11 protein-coding genes and 1 riboswitch are annotated in these 17531 nt (G+C 71.1%); of the genes, 4 read left to right on the forward strand and 7 right to left on the reverse strand.

Annotated features, from left to right (window positions below; genetic code table 11):
• Positions 1 to 103, forward strand: a riboswitch (TPP riboswitch).
• A gap of 30 nt (positions 104 to 133) precedes the next feature.
• Positions 134 to 961: a hydroxyethylthiazole kinase gene (gene thiM, locus ACXAFN_RS10655; protein WP_474988556.1), complete on the forward strand. Its 828-nt coding sequence runs from the start codon at positions 134 to 136 to the stop codon at positions 959 to 961.
• Positions 951 to 1571 carry a thiamine phosphate synthase gene (thiE, locus tag ACXAFN_RS10660; RefSeq protein WP_474988558.1) on the forward strand — a complete coding sequence of 207 codons (621 nt, stop codon included), beginning with the start codon at positions 951 to 953 and terminating at the stop codon, positions 1569 to 1571. Before thiM ends, thiE begins: the two co-directional genes overlap by 11 nt.
• A gap of 81 nt (positions 1572 to 1652) precedes the next feature.
• Here thiE and ACXAFN_RS10665 read toward each other — a convergent pair whose 3' ends face one another.
• From ACXAFN_RS10665 to ACXAFN_RS10695, 7 genes are all read right to left on the reverse strand, one after another.
• Positions 1653 to 2528, reverse strand: a complete 876-nt coding sequence (locus tag ACXAFN_RS10665) for a DMT family transporter (RefSeq protein ID WP_474988559.1) — start codon at positions 2526 to 2528, stop codon at positions 1653 to 1655.
• A gap of 130 nt (positions 2529 to 2658) precedes the next feature.
• On the reverse strand, positions 2659 to 4125 hold the full coding sequence (locus tag ACXAFN_RS10670; protein WP_474988560.1) for a D-alanyl-D-alanine carboxypeptidase: 1467 nt from the start codon (positions 4123 to 4125) through the stop codon (positions 2659 to 2661).
• Between the two features lie 105 nt (positions 4126 to 4230).
• Entirely contained in the window at positions 4231 to 7092 is a 2862-nt protein-coding gene (locus tag ACXAFN_RS10675) for an HD domain-containing phosphohydrolase (RefSeq protein ID WP_474988561.1), read from the reverse strand.
• A 116-nt stretch (positions 7093 to 7208) separates the two neighbouring features.
• On the reverse strand, positions 7209 to 7982 hold the full coding sequence (locus ACXAFN_RS10680; protein ID WP_474988562.1) for a TSUP family transporter: 774 nt from the start codon (positions 7980 to 7982) through the stop codon (positions 7209 to 7211).
• A gap of 93 nt (positions 7983 to 8075) precedes the next feature.
• On the reverse strand, positions 8076 to 9449 hold the full coding sequence (gene hglS / locus ACXAFN_RS10685; protein WP_474988563.1) for a 2-oxoadipate dioxygenase/decarboxylase HglS: 1374 nt from the start codon (positions 9447 to 9449) through the stop codon (positions 8076 to 8078).
• A 5-nt stretch (positions 9450 to 9454) separates the two neighbouring features.
• Positions 9455 to 12928 (reverse strand): FAD-binding and (Fe-S)-binding domain-containing protein, encoded by a 3474-nt coding sequence (locus ACXAFN_RS10690; protein WP_474988564.1) that lies wholly within the window; start codon positions 12926 to 12928, stop codon positions 9455 to 9457.
• Positions 12925 to 14172 (reverse strand): 2-aminoadipate transaminase, encoded by a 1248-nt coding sequence (locus ACXAFN_RS10695; RefSeq protein ID WP_474988565.1) that lies wholly within the window; start codon positions 14170 to 14172, stop codon positions 12925 to 12927. The genes ACXAFN_RS10690 and ACXAFN_RS10695 overlap by 4 nt, the downstream gene beginning before the upstream one ends.
• Before the next feature lie 306 nt (positions 14173 to 14478).
• On the opposite strand from ACXAFN_RS10695, the gene ACXAFN_RS10700 reads away from it, so the two are divergent.
• Both ACXAFN_RS10700 and ACXAFN_RS10705 read left to right on the forward strand, forming a co-directional pair.
• On the forward strand, positions 14479 to 15480 hold the full coding sequence (locus tag ACXAFN_RS10700; protein WP_474988566.1) for a TAXI family TRAP transporter solute-binding subunit: 1002 nt from the start codon (positions 14479 to 14481) through the stop codon (positions 15478 to 15480).
• A gap of 158 nt (positions 15481 to 15638) precedes the next feature.
• Positions 15639 to 17498: a TRAP transporter permease gene (locus tag ACXAFN_RS10705; RefSeq protein WP_474988567.1), complete on the forward strand. Its 1860-nt coding sequence runs from the start codon at positions 15639 to 15641 to the stop codon at positions 17496 to 17498.
• Positions 17499 to 17531 lie beyond the last annotated feature (33 nt).

A 17531-nucleotide genomic window follows, 5' to 3' on the forward strand; every position in this document is an offset into this window, starting at 1 on the left:
ACCCGACGACAGGGGCGCCGGCACACCATACCGTTCCGGCTGAGAGGCACCCTCATCACCTGACCCGGATAATGCCGGCGGAGGGAGTCGTGCCGGCCCCCGGGCCCGCGCCTCCCGTCCGCCAGGAGGCCCGATGCAATCCCTCGATCCCGCCTCGCACCTCGCTCGGGTGCGCGCGACCACCCCGCTGGTCCACAACATCACCAATCACGTGGCGATGAACACCATGGCCAACGTGCTGCTGGCCCTGGGCGCCTCGCCGGCCATGGTCCACGCCCGCGAGGAGGCCGCCGAATTCGCCGGCCTGGCCGGCGCCCTGACGCTCAACATCGGCACCCTCTCGCCCCACTGGCTGGACGCCATGGACGACGCCGCCCGCGCCGCCAATGCGGCCGGCACGCCCTGGGTACTCGACCCGGTGGCGGTAGGCGCCACCCGCTTCCGGCGCGAGGCCGGCGCCCGGCTGCTGGCGCTCGGGCCGAGCGCGATTCGCGGCAACGCCTCGGAAATTCTCGCGCTGGCCCGGCAGGGCGGCGGAGGACGCGGCGTGGACAGCACCGATAGCGCCGACAGCGCCGAGCGCGCCGCCGTGGCCCTGGCCCGGGACAGCGGCGCCGTGGTGGCGGTCACCGGCAAGGTCGACCTGGTCACCGACGGCCGCCGACTGGCGCGGGTCCGCGGCGGCCATGCCCTGATGCCGCGCGTCACCACCCTGGGCTGTGCGCTGACCGGCGTGGTCGGTGCCTTCCTGGCCGATGCCGAGGACCCGTTCGCGGCCACGGTGGCGGCGCTGGCCGCCTACGCCACCGCCGGCGAGGCGGCCGGCCAGACCGCCGCCGGCCCCGGCAGCTTCGCGGTGGCCTTCCTCGATGCCCTGTACGGCCTCGATCCCGACGCGCTGTCCACCCTCTCCGGCCCCACCACCCACCCCGCCCGCCTGGAGCTCACCGATGCGCCTTGATCTGTCCCTCTATCTGGTCACCGACCCCGAGCTGTGCGCCGCCCGTGGCGTGGAGCAGACCGTGCTGGCCGCGGTGCGCGGCGGCGTGAGCGTCGTCCAGCTGCGCGACAAGCAGGCCAGCGACGCCGAGCTGGTGCCACTGGCGCGGCGCCTGAAGGCCGGACTGGCCGGCAGCGGCGTGCCGCTGATCATCAACGACCGCCTCGAGGTGGCGCTGGCCAGCGGCGCCGACGGGCTGCACATCGGCCAGGACGACGGCGAGGTGGCCGACGCCCGGGCGGCGCTGGGCCCGGAGGCCCTCCTCGGCCTCTCGGTGCAGACCCACGAGCAGCTGGCCCGGCTGGACGCCGAGCGGCTGGACTACCTGGGGCTGGGCCCGGTGTTCGCCACGCCCACCAAGCGCGACCACGCCGCGCCGCTGGGCTTCGATGGCCTGGCCGCGCTCGCCGCCGCCAGCCCGCTGCCCACGGTGGCCATCGGCGGGCTCAAGGCCGAGCACGCCGAGGCGGTGCGCCGCGCCGGCGCCGGCGGCCTGGCGGTGGTCTCGGCGATCTGCGCCGCCCCGGACCCGGAGGCCGCGGCCCGGGCCTTCCCGCGCCTGGGCGGCTGACGCTCGGGCGCGAGCCCCCGACGCCAGCGGCCCCGCGCGGAAGGCGCGGGGCCGCCGTTCATCGGGGCCGAGGGCCGGTCGTCACAGAGAGGGGCGGCGGTTCAGCGCCACGCGGCGCTCCTGGTAGGCGATGGCCAGGCCGCTGACGATGATCAGGCTGCCGCCGGCGAACACCCAGGGGTCCGGCAGCTCGCCCCAGAACCCCCAGCCCAACAGCACCGCCCACAGCAGGGCCGTGTAGTCGAAGGGCGCGGCGATGGCCGCCGGGGCATAGCGGAACGCCTGGGTGAGCCCCACCATGGCGCCGACCCCGAGCACCCCGCCGGCCAGGAAGCCGATCCAGTGCAGCGGGGCCGGCGTCTGCCACACCCAGGGCAGGGTCAGGGCCGCGCACAGGCACGGCACCGAGGTGGTGTAGAAGACCATCGCCCAGAGATGCTCGCCCTCGCCGTAGCGGCGCGCGGTGATCATGGTCAGGGCATAGAACAGCGCCGCGGCGACCACCACTAGCATGGCGGGCTGGAAGCCGCCGGACCCCGGGCGCACCACCACCAGCACGCCGACGAAGCCGAGCAGCGTGGCCAGCCAGGTCGGGCGGTCGACCCGCTCGCCGAGCAGCGGCACCGAGAGCAGCGTCACGAACAGCGGGGCGGCGAAGGCGATCGCCGTGGCGGTGGCCAGCGGCAGCAGCACCAGGCCCCACATGAAGGTGACCATGGTGGCGGTGAAGATCAGGCCGCGCAGCAGGTGCACGCCCGGGCGCCGCGTGCCCAGGGTACGCAGGCCGCCGTTGAAGCGGGCGATCAGCACGATCAGCGGCAGCGAGACCAGGGTGCGGAAGAAGATGATCTGCAGCGGCGAGTGGACCTCGCCCAGCCACTTGGTGACGGCATCGCCCAGGGCCAGGCACAACACGCCGCCGCACATGAACAGGATGCCCTTGAGGGAAGGTGCCATGCGATGCCTCCTTGCACGCCCGCGGATGGAAGACGAAACCACCCCGCCGGCGGGACCGGCGGGGTGGTTCATCCTACGCTAAGCGCTTTGCCCGGCAACGGCAACCCCGACGACCGCCGGGGCCCGCCGGTCACAGGGACGCCTGGACCACCATGCAGTCCATGCCCTGGGCCTGGAGACGCTGGCAGGCCTGGCGGGCCTGGCCCTCGTGCAGGTCCACCAGCCGCGCCCGGTAGACCCCGGCGCCTTCCACCCGGGGCACCGCGACCCGGGCATCGGCCAGCTCGGTGGCCAGGCGGGCGGCGGCGCGGTCGGCCAGGCGGCGAGCGTGCTCGGCGTCGCTGAAGGCACCGACCTGCACGCCCCAGCCGCCGCCGGCCCCACGATTGGCGGGGATCAGCGACTGCAGGGGATCATCGTGTCGCTCGACCGAACCGCCGGCCTCGGGCGCCCGGGACGCTGCCACGATGGCCTCGTCCGGCGAGGGCACGGCGGCCTCGCGGGCGACCGCGGCCGGTTCGCTGGCCGATTCACTCACTACGGGCCCAGGCGCCGAAGCGACGGTGGCGGCGGCCGCCGGGGCCGGGGATGGCGCGACGCTCGCGGCCGTCGAAGGCGTCGGGGATGCCGCGGCCGCCGGCGTCGTGGGAGAGGCCTCGGCGTCGAGGCTCGCCAGCATCTGGCCAGTGGGCGGCGCCATCGGGCGGGCCGGCAGCGGCATCAGACGCTCGCCGGCGATCTCGGTACGGGCCAGCCAGCCATGGCCATCGGCCAGGGCGGCCCGGGCGAAGCCGCGATCCAGCAGGTCGGCCATGTGCTCGTCACGCGACGCCGCGGTGAAGCCGCCCATCACCACCGAGAGCATGCGCCGGCCGGCATGGACCGCCGAGGTGGCCACGTTGAAGCCGGAGGCGCGGATGAAGCCGGTCTTGAGGCCGTCGGCGCCGGGGTAGTTGGCCAGCAGGCGGTTGTGGCCCGTGTAGCGGTTGCCGCGCCAGGTGAAGCGCTGCAGCGAGAAGTAGTGATAGTACTGGGGGAAATCGAGCATCAGCCGCCGGGCCAGCACCGCCATGTCGCGGGCAGTGGTGACCTGGGCATCGTCGGGCAGGCCGGAGGCGTTGCGGAAGGTGGTATTGCGCATGCCCAGCTCCCGGGCCCGCTGGGTCATCAACTGCCCGAAGCGCCGCTCGCTGCCGCCCAGCGCCTCGGCGACGACCACCGCCACGTCGTTGGCCGACTTGACGATCAGCGATTCGATCGCCGTCTCCACGGGAAGGGTGTCGCCGGGCTTCAGGTAGAGCTTGGTGGCCGGCATGGCCGCGGCGGCCGCCGAGACCGGTAGCGGCTGACCCAGGCTCAGGCTGCGCTCCTCCAGGGCCTCGAACAGCATGTAGAGGGTCATCATCTTGGTCAGCGAGGCCGGGTAGCGCGGCGCATCGGCATTCTCGGCGTACAGGATCTCGTGGGTGTCGGCGTCGATGACGATGCCCGCATAGCGGGGATTGTCGGCCTGGGCGGTGGTCGTCAGCAGCAGGGCGACCAGGACGAGACCGGCGAGGACGAAGGGTCGCCAGCCTGGGACCGGAGTGGGCAGCATCGATATTCCCCTGAAAAATGACTCTCTACATGAGTGCATTATGACCAAGGGGCCCGCCCTGTACAGGGGGAAAACGCGCCTCGAGGGCATTTCCACTTTTCGGGGTCAACGACCGGCGACGGCCTTGAGCGCCGCGACATCCACCGCATCGACCTGCTCGGGCGCCAGGAAACGGGTCGCGTACTCCCGCCACACCCCGCTGTCGATCAGCAGCGCGAAGACGTCGGGGTCCAGATGGCCGTCGCGGGCCATGCCGGCCAGGATCGCCAGCGAACGCGACAGCGTCATGCCCGGCTTGTAGGGCCGGTCGGCGGCGGTCAGCGCCTCGAAGACGTCGGCCACCGCCATGATGCGCTCCTCCAGGCTGGCCTCGGCGAGCCTCAGCCGGCGCGGATAGCCCCGGCCGTCCATCCGCTCGTGGTGGTTGCCGGCGATCGCCGGCACCCGCCGCAGGTGCCCTGGCCAGGGCAGCGACTCGAGCATGATGATGGTCTGGACGATGTGTTCCTGGATGCGGAAGCGCTCCACGTCGTTGAGGGTGCCGCGGGCCACCCGCAGGTTGTAGAGCTCGCCCTGGTGGCCGGCCACCGCCGGCGGTCGCATGGCGAAGCCCCAGCGATTGGCCGGGTCCTCGGGAGCCACCGGCGGCGGCGACGCCACCCAGTCGATGCGATGGCGCGGGCGGTCGGCGAGCAGCGGCTCCTCGGCGGGCAGCTCGACCACGGGCTCCCGGGCCAGTCGCTCGGCCTCGTCGTCGGAGACCCCGAGCCGGTCGTCGAAGTGGCGCCACCAGCGCCATCCGGCGATCTCCTCGAGGCGCTGGGTGCGGGCCTGATCGGCCTGCTCGCTGCCCAGGTTGAGCTCGGCGACCAGCCGCCAGGCCGCCTGCAGCTCGGCCTGGCGCGCCTGCCGCGTGGCGGCCAGGGCCGCCGCGTCGCCGCCCTCGGCACGGCCCCGCCAGTAGGCGATGTCGGCATCGCGCCACAGCACCTCGAAGCGGGTACGAATCTCGTGGATGCGGTTGTAGCGCGTTTCCAGCCGGGTGGCCTTCTCCATCACCTCGTCCGGGGTGGTCAGCTTGCCGCAGTCATGCAGCCAGGCCGCCAGGTGGAAGGCGGTGCGCCGCTGCTCGTCCACCCTCTCCAGGGCGAAGGGGCCCGAGGTCGTGCGATGCACGCCCTCCAGCAGCATCTCGGCCAGCTGCGGTACCCGGGAGCAGTGCCCGCCGGTATGCGGCGACTTGGCGTCGGTGGCCCCGGCGATCAGCTCGACGATCGCGTCCAGCAGGCGCTGCTCGCCCTCCAGCAGGCGTCGCGTCTCGATCGCCACCGCCGCCGCCCCGGAGATCTCCTCGACGAAGCGTCGCCACGGGCGATCCTCGCCCGGCTCGACCTCGCGCAGCGCCAGCAGCAGCAGCCCCAGGCGGTGGCCGCTGCGGTTGCACAGCGGCTGCACCAGATAGCCCCTGGCCTCCAGCTTGCGGCTCAGGGTCGCCAGGCCGTCCTCCCCGGGGGCCGTCAGGGTCAGGCGCGGTGGCAGCGGCTCGCCGAGCTCGCCCTGGCCCCGCTCGGCCAGGCAGGAAAAGCGCGTGGCATCGACCTCGTCCTCGAGGTAGATGGCGCCGTGGCGGCTGTCGGTGATGCTCAGCAGATCCTCGAGGATGCCGGCGAGCATCGTCTCCAGGCGCGCTTCGCTGCTCAGCGCCCGGGTCATGCGCTGGAAGCCGGAGATGCTGCCGGCCATGCCCTCCAGGGCCCGGCTCAGCCGCTGCACCTCGCGCACCGGGGAGCGCACGCCCCGGCAGGCCGAGAAGTCGAAGTCGGCCAGGGCCCTGACCTGTTCAGCCAGGGCGTACAGCGGCTGGCCGAGGCGATGGCCGACCCACACGCCCAGCGGCAGCAGGGCCAGCACCAGCAGGCCGGCCACCAGGGAGCGCTGCCAGAGCAGTCGACGCGTACCGGCCAGCAGCTCGGCTTCCGGCACCGCCACCAGCAGCTGGGACGGTGCCACGCCGGGGATCTGGAACGGCAGCCGCATGCCGAACCAGGCCTCGCCGCCCACCCGGAAGCGCGTCGGTTCCCCGGCCTCGGCGAAGTCCCCCAACCGGCTCAGCACCGGGTCGCCCAGCTCGGCCAGGGTCGCCAGCCGCAGGCCCTCGGGGCTCGCCACGAGCAGCCGTTCGACGTCGGGATAGGCCAGCAGTCGACCGCCCCGGCCGACCACGGCCAGCCGCGTGTTCGCCGTCAGCCCCAGTGAGGCCATCTCCTCGCCCAGGTCGACCAGCGAGGCATCCATGCCCACCACGGCATCGCCATCGCGGCTGCGCCGGGAGAGCGTCACGCCGATCTCCCGGGTGGTGAAGAACGCATAGGGATCGGTGAGCCGCTCGCCCGACGCCGCCATGGCCTCCCGGTACCAGGGCCGGGTGCGCGGATCGAAGGCGATCTCCGGCATGGCGCGCCGTCCGAGCAGCACCAGGTCGCGGTCGTAGACCCGCCATTCCATGCGGGGCGACGCCTCGCCCGGGTCGCGGGACGCGACCTGTACCAGGAAATGCGCACGCCCGACCCGGGCCAGGGGCGGCCGCTGCGACTCGGGCATCCCCGACAGGCGCCGCAGCAGCAGGAAATCCCCGTCGTCGTAGCCGATGAAGACGGCGCTGGCCACCTCGTGGGCATCCAGGGCGGCGACCAGCAGCGGCAGGTTCTCCAGACGCCCGGCGAGCCGTCGCTCGGCCGCCAGGTCGTCCTGGGCCAGCAGACGCACCACCACCCGGGCCGGGTCGAGCAGTCGCCGGGCCCGCTCCTCGGTGGTCAGGGCGAGCTGACGGCCGGTGTCGTGCACGGCGCTGACCAGCAGTCGATCCGCGCCGCGGGCGCCGTGCCACAGCAACACGCCCGCCACGATCAGCATCAGCCCGACGATCGACAGGGCGGTCAACGACTGGAGGGACAGCGAGCGGCGCATGGGCGACCTCCGCGGCGACCGGGAAGCGCATCGGCGATCCCTGGCCGACGATGCCTCTCAGCATATGCCAAGCCGCCGCCGAGCGACGCGGTTTCCGGGCGATCAGCGAGGGCGACTCAACCGCTCCACAGCCGCGCCGCCCCCAGCCAGGCGAGGCGCAGCGACAGCAGGGTCAGCACCAGGCGAAACAGGTGATCGAAGCGCCGATCGGAGAGCCGGCGCAGCAGGCGCAGGCCCAGCCAGGTGCCGAGGAATCCCGCTCCGACCATGGCCAGGATCAGCCCCAGCCAGTCGTGGAACACGAAGCCGGCCACCCCGAACACGAAGGCCTTGCTGAGGTGCTGGGCCACCATGCAGGCGGCGAAGGTCGCCACCTTGGCCAGCCGCCCCGCCTGGCGCTGCTTGATGAAGGCGGCGACCACCGGGCCGCTGGCCCCCACCAGGCTCGACAGCAGGGTGGTGACCGCACCGACGATCAGGGTGCCGAGCCCGCCCAGGGCGCGGCCGGACAGGCCCGGGCCCCACAGCGTGAACAGCACGAAGGCGGCGATGCACAGCTCCAGCACCCCGGCGGGCAGGCGGATCAGCAGCCAGGCGGCGGCCAGGGCGCCCAACGCCACCCCGGGCAGGAAGGCCAGCAGGGTGGCGCGGTCGACATGGCGCCAGGTCAGGCCCGCGCGGCCGACGTTGGAGCCCAGCTGCACCATGCCGTGCACCGGGATCAAGGCCGCCGCCGGCATCACCTGGGCCAGCGCCATGATCATCAATACCCCGCCGCCGACGCCGAAGGCGGCGGTGAAGGCCGAGGTCAGCACCGAGAGCAGGATCAGCGCGAGGCCGAGGCCCCCGGGGAGCGGCGACAACGCATCGAGGGCAGGCAGGAAGGGCATGGGGCATCCCGGTCCATGGGCGAGCCGCCATCATAGCCGAGCCATGCCCGACCCGGCCAAGGGCCGAGCACGGCGGTCACGACGCGAGGGCGATCAGCCGCCCAGCGCCTCGTGCACCGCGGCCTCCGAGGCGCGCTCCCGCTCGGCGTACAGGGCGAGCTCGTCGGTTACCGACGCGCCCAGATCGGCCTCGAAGGCCTCGCGGTTGGCGTTGCCGGCATAGGCTCCACCGCCGCCGTCGCCCAGGTTGGACTGGAAGATCCCCGCCGCGCTCACCGGCAGGAAGTCCTCGTAGGTGATCGGCCGGGCGGCCACCAGGCCGCGCTCGATCAGCGCCTCGAGATCGCGCTCTTCACTGTCGGGGCCCAAGGGCGCGGACGCTCGCCCGACGTCGGTGAGCCGGTACTCGAAGAACGCCAGGCCGCGGCGGCGCAGCGTGGCCTCATCGTCGGGGAAGTCGGCGAAGGCCTCGGCCAGCACCCGCTGGTGATCCTCGTTGGCGAGCCCGGCGGTCTTCTCCCGGGAGGCGGCAAGCAGACGGTCGTAGAGCGCCCTACCCTCGGCGGTCAGCGCCACGCCGCGCTGCTCGATCTCGCCGAAGCGCGCGGTATGGGTGCCCTGGCGATCGCCGGCGAAGCGGGTCGGCTCCTCCAGCGCCTTGAAGCTGGTCTGGCGCAGCAGGATCGGGCAGTCGCGGCGCGGCGGGCCCTCGATCACCGCCTTGGGGTTCATGCCCGCCGCCGGCATGCGCCGCTGGACCTCGTCGATGTCCAGGGTGCGCGGCGTCAGGTGATTGATGTGCGGCCCGCGGAAGCACACCACGTCGGCGATCAGCCGGTGTTCGGCGTGCAGCGCCTCGTAGGTGTCCAGGTCCACGGTGGCGTCGCGGTGCCAGCGGAAGGTCTCCAGCGCCTCGGCCACGAAGCGTTCGGCCTGCGCCTCGGTCAGCCCGCCCTGGTGCTCGCTGAGCTCGATCAGCTCCCGGGCGCCGGGGGTGAAGATGTCGCGCTGGGCGAGGATCGCCGCGGCCCGCTCGCGCAGCGCCTCGTTCTCGATCAGTTCCAGGCGCAGCAGCGAGGTGAAGACGCGGAAGGGGTTGCGGGCCAAGGCCGCGTCGTCGACCGGGCGGAAGGCGGTGGAATGCACCGGCACCCCGGCCTCGGCGAGATCGTAGTAGCCCACCGGATGCATGCCCATCACCGCGAACAGCCGACGCAGCATGGAAAGCTCCTCGGCGCTGCCCACGCGGATGGCCCCATGACGCTCGACGCCGAGGCGGTTCAGCTCATCAAAGGCCACCAGGCGCTCGGCCAGTTCGGCGTCACCTGCCAGCGTCTCGCGATTCACCTCGTCGACCAGCGCCAGCAGGGCCTCGTACTGGGGCACCTCGGCCTGGTACATGGCCGACATGGCCCGGGAGAAGCGGTCGCGGATCGCGTCGGTGGAGACGAGGGATGTGGTCGTCATGTCGTTTACCTCTTGGGTCTATTGTCTGAGCGATAGTCGTCGAGCCCGTGCCGCGGCGACTTGTCGGCCCGCTGGAGCGCCGCCAGCAGGCCCTGCAGCGGGTGCGGCAGGCTGACGTCCGAGAGCCGCCTGGCCTGGCTGCGGCAGGAGTAGCCGCTGGCCAGCAGCCGGCCGGCGTTGGCCGGATCCTCGACCTTGGGTTGCCAGGACTGAGCGTAGATGGTCTTCGAGGTCGCGAGGTTGCGCGCCTCGTGGCCGTAGGTGCCGGACATGCCGCAGCAGCCGCTGGCCAGCACCTCGAGCTCCAGGCCGAAGGCGGCGAACAGCCGCTGCCAGGCCTTGGGCGTGCCCGGGGCGCCGGTCTTCTCGGTGCAGTGGGCGAGCAGCTTGTAGCCGGGATCGTCGAGACGGGCGCCTTCCGGTGCCAGCTCGGGCGCGCGTTCGGCCAGCCGCTCACTCAGCCATTCCGGCAGCAGCTGCACCTCGGGCACGGCCTCGGCGCCCAGCGCCTTCACGTACTCCTGGCGGTAGGTCAGGGTCATCGCCGGGTCGATGCCGACCAGCGGCACGCCGGCCTCGGCCAGCGTCCGCAGGCGCTCGGCCTGCTTCTCGGCGGTGCGCGTGAAGGCGCCGAGGAAGCCCTGCACGTGCAGCGGCTTGCCGTTGGGGGCGAAGGGCGCGACGAAGACGCGTATGTCGAGGCGCTCGAGCAGCTCGACCACGTCCATCACCAGCCGGGACTCGAAGTGGCTGGTGAAGGCGTCCTGCACCAGCACCACGCTGTTGGCGCGTTGGGCCTCGGTGAGTCGGCCAAGCGAGGTCGGCGTGGCCTCGGCCACGCCCCAGGCCCGGAGCTGCTTGTCGAGGCGCGCCCGGGACAGCCGGGGGCTGTCGACCATGCCCACGGGGCCGGCCAGCAGGCGGCCGATCCAGCGATTGTCCAGGGCGGCATTGTAGAGCGGCGCGACGCGGGCGAGCGTCGGCACCATGAACTCCAGCCCGCCGATCAGGTAGTCGCGGGGCGGACGCAGGTAGCGGCCGTGGTAGACCTCGAGGAACTGGGAGCGGAAGGTCGGCACGTTGACCTTCACCGGGCATTGGCCGGCGCAGGACTTGCAGGCCAGACATCCCGCCATGGCGTCATAGACCTCATGGGAGAAGTCGTCCTCGCCGCGGCGCTTGGCCAGGGTGTTCCTGAGCTTGCCGGGGAAGGCCTTGAGCGCGCCCCAGGCGCCACCGCGTCGGGCGTCGCGCGAGGCCTCGAGCACGTCGACGCCGGCCTCGCCCTGCAGGCGCAGCCACTCGCGCATCAGGCTGGCGCGGCCCTTGGGCGAGTGGATGCGCTGGCGGGTGGCCTTCCACGACGGGCACATGGCGTCGTCGGGATCGTAGTTGTAGCAGGCGCCGTTGCCGTTGCAGTAGACGGCATCGCCGTGGGCCTGCCAGACCCGCTCGTCGATCCGGCGATCGAGCTGGCCGCGGGTCGGCACCCCGTCGATGGCCAGCAGCCCCGGATCGACCCACTTCACGGCCTGCTCGTCGTCGTGCTCGGCGTCGGACGTCTCGCTCTCTGCCGAGGGAGCCGTCCCCGCGGTTTCGGGCGGGATTGAGGGTGCCGCGTCGTCGGGCGGGTGGGAAAGAGCCGCGGTTTCGGGCGGGATAGTAGCCCTACCCGCGTCTTCGGGCGGGATGGAAAGCGACGCGTCTTCGGGCGGGGGAAATGAAGAGAAAGGCGTGGCGATCTTGCCCGGATTCAACTGGTTATGCGGGTCGAAGGCGCCCTTGAGCCGCTGCAGACTGGGGTAGAGCGGGCCGAAGAAGGCCGGGGCGTACTCCGAGCGCACGCCCTTGCCGTGCTCGCCCCACAGCAGACCGCCGTACTTCCGGGTCAGCGCGGCGACCTCGTCGGAGATCTCGCGGATCATCGCCTCCTGGGCCGGGTCCTTCATGTCCAGCGCCGGGCGCACGTGCAGCACCCCGGCGTCGACGTGGCCGAACATGCCGTAGGCCAGGCCGCGGGCATCGAGCAGGGCGCGGAATTCGGCGATGTAGTCGGCCAACTGCTCCGGCGGTACCGCGGTGTCCTCGACGAAGGGCAGCGGGCGCTGCTCGCCCTGGACGTTGCCGAGCAGGCCCACGGCGCGCTTGCGCATGCCGTAGACCCGGGTGATCGCCGCGCGGCCCACGGCCTGGGTGTAGCCCAGCCGGGTGACGCTGTCGTCCTTTCCGAGATGTTCGCAGAAGGCCGCGACCCGCTCGGCCAGACGCTCGGGGTCGTCGTCGTTGAACTCGACCAGGTTGATGCCGTGGCATCGGGTCGTCCGGCCTGCGCGGGCGACGGACGTCGTTGCGCGGTGCTCACCGACTCGCCTATCACCCCGATATGTCTCGTCGTCGGCGCGCCTCGCGCCTAGCCCGTCATCCCGCTCGGCTCGGACTCGGTCATCTTCGTCCTCCTCTTCGGGGAAAAACTCGGCCACGCTGTCCCACACGAAGTCCTGCTGGGCCAGGCCCAGCACCTGGTCGTCCACGGTCTCGATAGACGTTGGAGAGGCGCTGCTGGCCATGAGGGCCTTGGCGTCGCGCAGGGCGTCCATGAAGCCGGCGTAGCGCACGTTGACCAGGGTCGAGTGCTTGGGGATCGGCAGCACGTTGAGCACCGCCTCGCTGGTGAAGGCCAGCGAGCCCTCGGCGCCGCACAGCACGCTGTTGAGATCGAACTTTCCTTCCGCCGTTCTCAAATGCGCCAGATCGTAGCCGGTCAGGCAGCGGTTGAGCGGCGGGAAGGTGTCGCGGATGCGCTCGCGCTCGGTGTCGATGATCTCGCGGGCCATGCGGTGCACCCGGCCCACGGCGTCGTCGCGCCGGCACAGCGCCTCGAGCTCGTCCTCATCGACCGGGCGGGTAACCAGGCGCTCGCCGCCGAGCAGCACGCTGTCGAGTTCGAGCACGTGGTCGCGAGTCTTGCCGTACTCGCAGCTGCCCTGGCCGCTGGCGTCGGTGGCGATCATGCCGCCGAGGGTGGCGCGGTTGGAGGTCGAGAGCTCCGGGGCGAAGAACAGCCCGTGGGGCTTGAGCGCGGCGTTGAGCTGATCCTTGACCACGCCGGCCTGGACGCGCACCCGGCGGGCCTCGACGTCGATGTCGAGGATGGCGTTCATGTGCTTGGAGACATCGACCACCAGGCCGTCGGTGAGCGACTGGCCGTTGGTGCCGGTGCCGCCGCCGCGGGGGGCCAGTGCCACGCGGCGGAAGTCGTCGCGGGCGGCGAGCCGGGCGATGCGCTCCAGGTCGTCGGCGTTGCTGGGATAGAGCACCGCCTGGGGCAGGCGCTGGTAGATCGAGTTGTCGGTGGCCAGCACCGTGCGGTTGGCGTAGTCCGGGGCGATCTCGCCCTCGAAGCCCGAGTCTTGCAGGGCCTCGAGGAAGTCTCGGTACTCTCCGGCTATCGCCTCCCCCGCCTCGAGCCGAGCGATCATGGGGTCAGCGACTCCAGGGCCCGGGTCAGGCGCGCCAGGCCCTCGGCCATGATCTCGGGCTCGATGGTCAGCGGGGCCAGCAGACGCAGCACGTTGCGCCGCCGCCCGCTGGGCATGAGCAGCACGCCGGCTTCTCGGCCGGCCGCCAGCAGCGCCGCCAGGTGCTCGGCGCCCGTGGCGTTCTCGGTATCCTCGAAGACGATGCCGCGCATGGCACCAACCCCGGTCAAGGCACCCACCATCGGGAAGCGCTCGCGCCAGTCATCATGGGCCGCGACGATGGCCGCCTCCTGGGCCTCGCCCCACTGGTGCAGGCGATCTTCGCTCATCAGGTTCATGACCGTCCTGGCGGCGGCGCAGGCCACGGCATTGCCCGAATAGGTGCCGCCCAGCCCGCCCTTGGGCAGGGCGTCCATGAGCGATGCCTTGCCGGCCAGCGCGGCCAGGGGCAACCCCGCCGCCATGCTCTTGCCCATCAGCAGCAGGTCGGGCTCGATCCCCAGGTGGGAGAAGGCGAAGCGCGCGCCGGTACGCCCGAAGCCGGACTGGATCTCGTCGAAGATCAGCGCGATGCCGTGCTCGTCGCACAGCGAGCGCAGGTGGGCAGCGACGTCGGCATCCAGCAGGCGAAAGCCCCCTTCGCCCTGCACCGGTTCGACGATGATCGCCGCCACCTCGTCGACGGGCAGCTCCACCTCGAAGAGGCGCGCCAGGGCCGCCAGGGCCTCGTCGGCCCCCACGCCGCTGTCACGGCTGGGAAACGGCAGGTGGAACACCGGCCCCGGCAGGGCCCCGAGCCGATGCTTGTAGGGCTTGACCTTGCCGTTGAGGTTGAGCGCCGCCAGGGTGCGGCCGTGGAAGCCGTCGTCGAAGGCAATCACGGCCTGACGACCGGTGGCGGCGCGGGCCACCTTGAGGGCGTTCTCGGTCGCCTCGGCGCCGCTGTTGGTGAGCATGCAGGACAGCGGATAGGAGACCGGCACGAAATCATCGAGCGCGTTCGCGACCTCCAGATAGCCGCGATGCGGCAGGGCGTTGAAAGCCGAGTGCATGAGCCGGTCGACCTGCGCCTTGACCGCCTCCACCACCGCGGGGTGGCCGTGGCCGAGGTTGAGCACGCCGATGCCGCCGATGAAGTCGACGTAGTGCCTGCCCTGCTCGTCCCAGAGCTCGGCGTTACGGCCGCGCTCCACGCACAGCGGATGAACGATGCCCAGCGAGGCGCTGACGTGAGAGAGGTCCATGTCCGGTTCCTGTCGATTCGTCGGGGGAGAGTTATGCCCACGATGAAACCAGCGCCGCGGCTGGGCTTCAAACGAAAAAAAGCGCCCAATGCATTCCAAAAACGACTGACATAAGCCTCCGACGCCGCCCACCGCCCCCCTCATCGGCACAGCAATGACGAACGGGAATGGATCGAGTACCAGATTTCTTTTGAGGGCGACGTAACATCGTGATAACAATGCCGGCCGATCTGCACGACTGACAGATGAAATAACTGAAAAAGCCTTCACGGCCTAAAACATAACCCTGACGACAGGAAACGTCCCATGCCCCATCCCCTGATGCCGGCGACCGTCGCGATCGCGGCTGCCACCCTGCTCAGCGCCTGCAGCGACGCGGGCTCCTCCATGCCCAACGTGGCCATCGGTCCACCCGCCAGCACGACCCAGCTGGTCTCCAAGCTGATTCTCGGGGCCAACGGCGTCGAGGAAGAGGACTACAGCGCCTATCAGGAGGGCTTCGGCGCCGCCCTGAACGGCGTCCAGGACGGCAACATCGATCTCTCCATCGGCATCCTCGGCCTCCCCTCGGGCAGCATCGAGAACCTCCAGGCCGCGGCCGGCGACGTCCGCATGATCGGGCTGAACGATGACGCCGTGGAATACATCGAGGCCAACAGCGAGTACCGGCGCTTCGTCATTCCCCAGGAGAGCTACGACTTCCTCGACGAGGACGTGACCACCGTAACCGCCTACGCCGTGCTGGTGGGCAACACCCACAGCATCGACGAGGAACTCGGCTACGAGCTGGCCCGCCTGATGCACGAGAAGGCCGAAGAGAACACCCACGCCCAGTCGGCATTCATGACGCTCGAGAACGCCCTGAACGGCGCCGGCGGCATGCCGATCCATCCCGGTGCCAAGCGCTACTACGAGGAGCAGGGGCTCGAGGTCGACAACCCGGTGGCCGAGCTCGACATCCGCGAGGAGAAGCGCGAGTTCATCCTCGGCACCGGCAGCCAGGGGGGCACCTACTACCCGCTGGGCGGCGAGATGGCGACCATCTGGAACAACTATCTGGACGACGCCAACTTCACCAACATCGAGACCGGCGCCTCCATCGAGAACCTGGTCAGCATCCGCGATGACCGCATGGACCTCGGCATGACCGTGCACGCGCCGGCCAAGGATGCGGTCGTCGGCCGCGGTGAGTTCGAGGGCAACGCCATCGGCAACGTCGCCTTCATCGGCCACATCTACCCGGAAGTCATCCAGATCGTGACCCGCGACGCCAGCGGCATCACGAGCCTCGACGGCCTCGCCAAGTAAACCATGCCGCCGCACGACGACGCCTCGGCGGGGTCGTGCGGCCCTCGAGAGACTCTCACTATGGTTAAAAAAAAAGCCCTGACGACCCCCAGGGCCTGCTAGAGAAGTACGACCGCGAATCCAGCTTTCGTGGCACCCTCGGCCACTGGGGCTGGGCGGTGTCGCTGCTCGGTATCGCCCTGACGTCCTTTCACCTCTACACCGGCTATTTCGGCACCCTCCCCTCACAGCAGCAGGGCGCGATCCATCTGGGCCTGGCGCTCGGCATGATCTTCCTGCTGTTCCCCGCGCACCGCGGTGAACGGGCACGCCGCGGCGTACCCTGGTACGACGTGGTCCTGGCCTTCGTCGCCACCTTCGGCGCTTACTACAAGATCCTCTTCTACGACGAGGTGCTGCGGGCCCGCATCACCGGCTACTCGACCCTGGATCTGGTCGTCGCCGGCCTCGGCGTGCTGTTCGTGCTGGAGGCGACGCGACGCACCGTGGGCCTGCCGATCGTGATCGTGGCCCTGCTGGCCCTGAGCTACGCCCTGCTCGGCAACCATATCCCCACGCCGCTGCTCTCCCATCCGGGCTTCCAGCTGGACGAGGTGGCGCCCTACCTCTGGTTCCGCGAGAGCGGGGTGTTCGGTACGCCGCTGCAGATCTCGGCCAAGTTCATCTTCCTGTTCCTGTTCTTCGGCGTGGTGCTGATCCAGACCGGCGTCGGCCGCTTCTTCAACGACCTGGCCTTCGCCGCCACCGGCCGCTTCACGGGCGGCACCGCCAAGGCCGCGGTGATCGCCAGCTCCCTGCAGGGCATGATCTCGGGCAGTTCGGTTGGCAACACCGTGGCGTCGGGCTCCTTCACCATTCCGATGATGAAGAATGCCCGCTTCCGTCCAGAGGTCGCGGCCGCCACCGAGGCCTCGGCCTCCACCGGGGGGCAGATCATGCCGCCGCTGATGGGCGCCGCCGCCTTCATCATGGTGGAGTACGTGGGCGTCTCCTATCGCGAGATCATGTACGCCGCGCTGATCCCGGCGCTGATGTACTTCACCGGCATCTTCATCGGCGTGCACTTCGAGGCCAAGCGCAGCCGCATCCTGGGCATCCCCAAGGATCAGCTGCCGAGCAAGCGCAAGCTGCTGATGCGTCAGGGCTACATGCTGCTACCACTGGCGGTGATCGTGACCACGGTCAGCGTCGGCTTCACCGCTCAGCGCGCCGCCCTGCTTGGCATCGCCGCCGCCCTGGCCGTCAGCCTGCTGCGCAAGGAAACGCGTCCTTCGCTGCCCGACCTGGTGCGCCTGCTCGACAAGGGCGCTCGGGTGGCGCTGCCGGTGATCGCCGCCGTGGCCACCGCCGGCATCATCGCCGGGGTGGTGGGCATGACCGGACTCGGCTCCAAGTTCGCCGCCGGCATCATCAGCCTGGCCGACGGCACCCTGATCCTGGCGCTGCTCTTCACCATGCTGGCCTGCATCGTGCTGGGCATGGGCCTGCCGACCACCGCCAACTACGTGGTCACCGCCACCATCGCGGCGCCGGCGCTGATCAACGAGTTCGGCCTGGCGCCCATGGCCGTGCACCTGTTCGTGTTCTACTTCGGCATCGTGGCGGACATCACCCCGCCGGTGTGCCTGGCGGCCTATGCCGGCGCCGGCATCGCCGGGGCCAATCCGATGAAGACCGGGGTAACGGCACTGAAGCTGGCGATCGGCGCCTTCATCATCCCCTACGCGCTGATCTACAACCCCGCACTGGTGATGATCGATGCCACACCGCTCGGCCTGGTGATGGCGGTGGGCTTCCTGCTGGTCGGGCTGGTCGGCGTGAGCGCCGCCCTGATGGGCCACTTCGTGCGCGACACCCACACCTGGGAGCGACTGGTGCTGCTGGTCGCAGGCCTGGCGATGGTCGCCCCTGAACCGGTCACCAGCACCCTGGGGCTGGTGGCGCTGGCGCTGATCGCCTGGTGGCAATCTCGCCGCCCCGAGACGCCGATGGCCGACGTCGTCGCGCTCTCTCGCTAGAGGGTGGGCCGAGGCCCCGCCGCCTCAGGCGGC

This window comes from Halomonas sp. ABH4_019 (genome assembly GCF_056159885.1).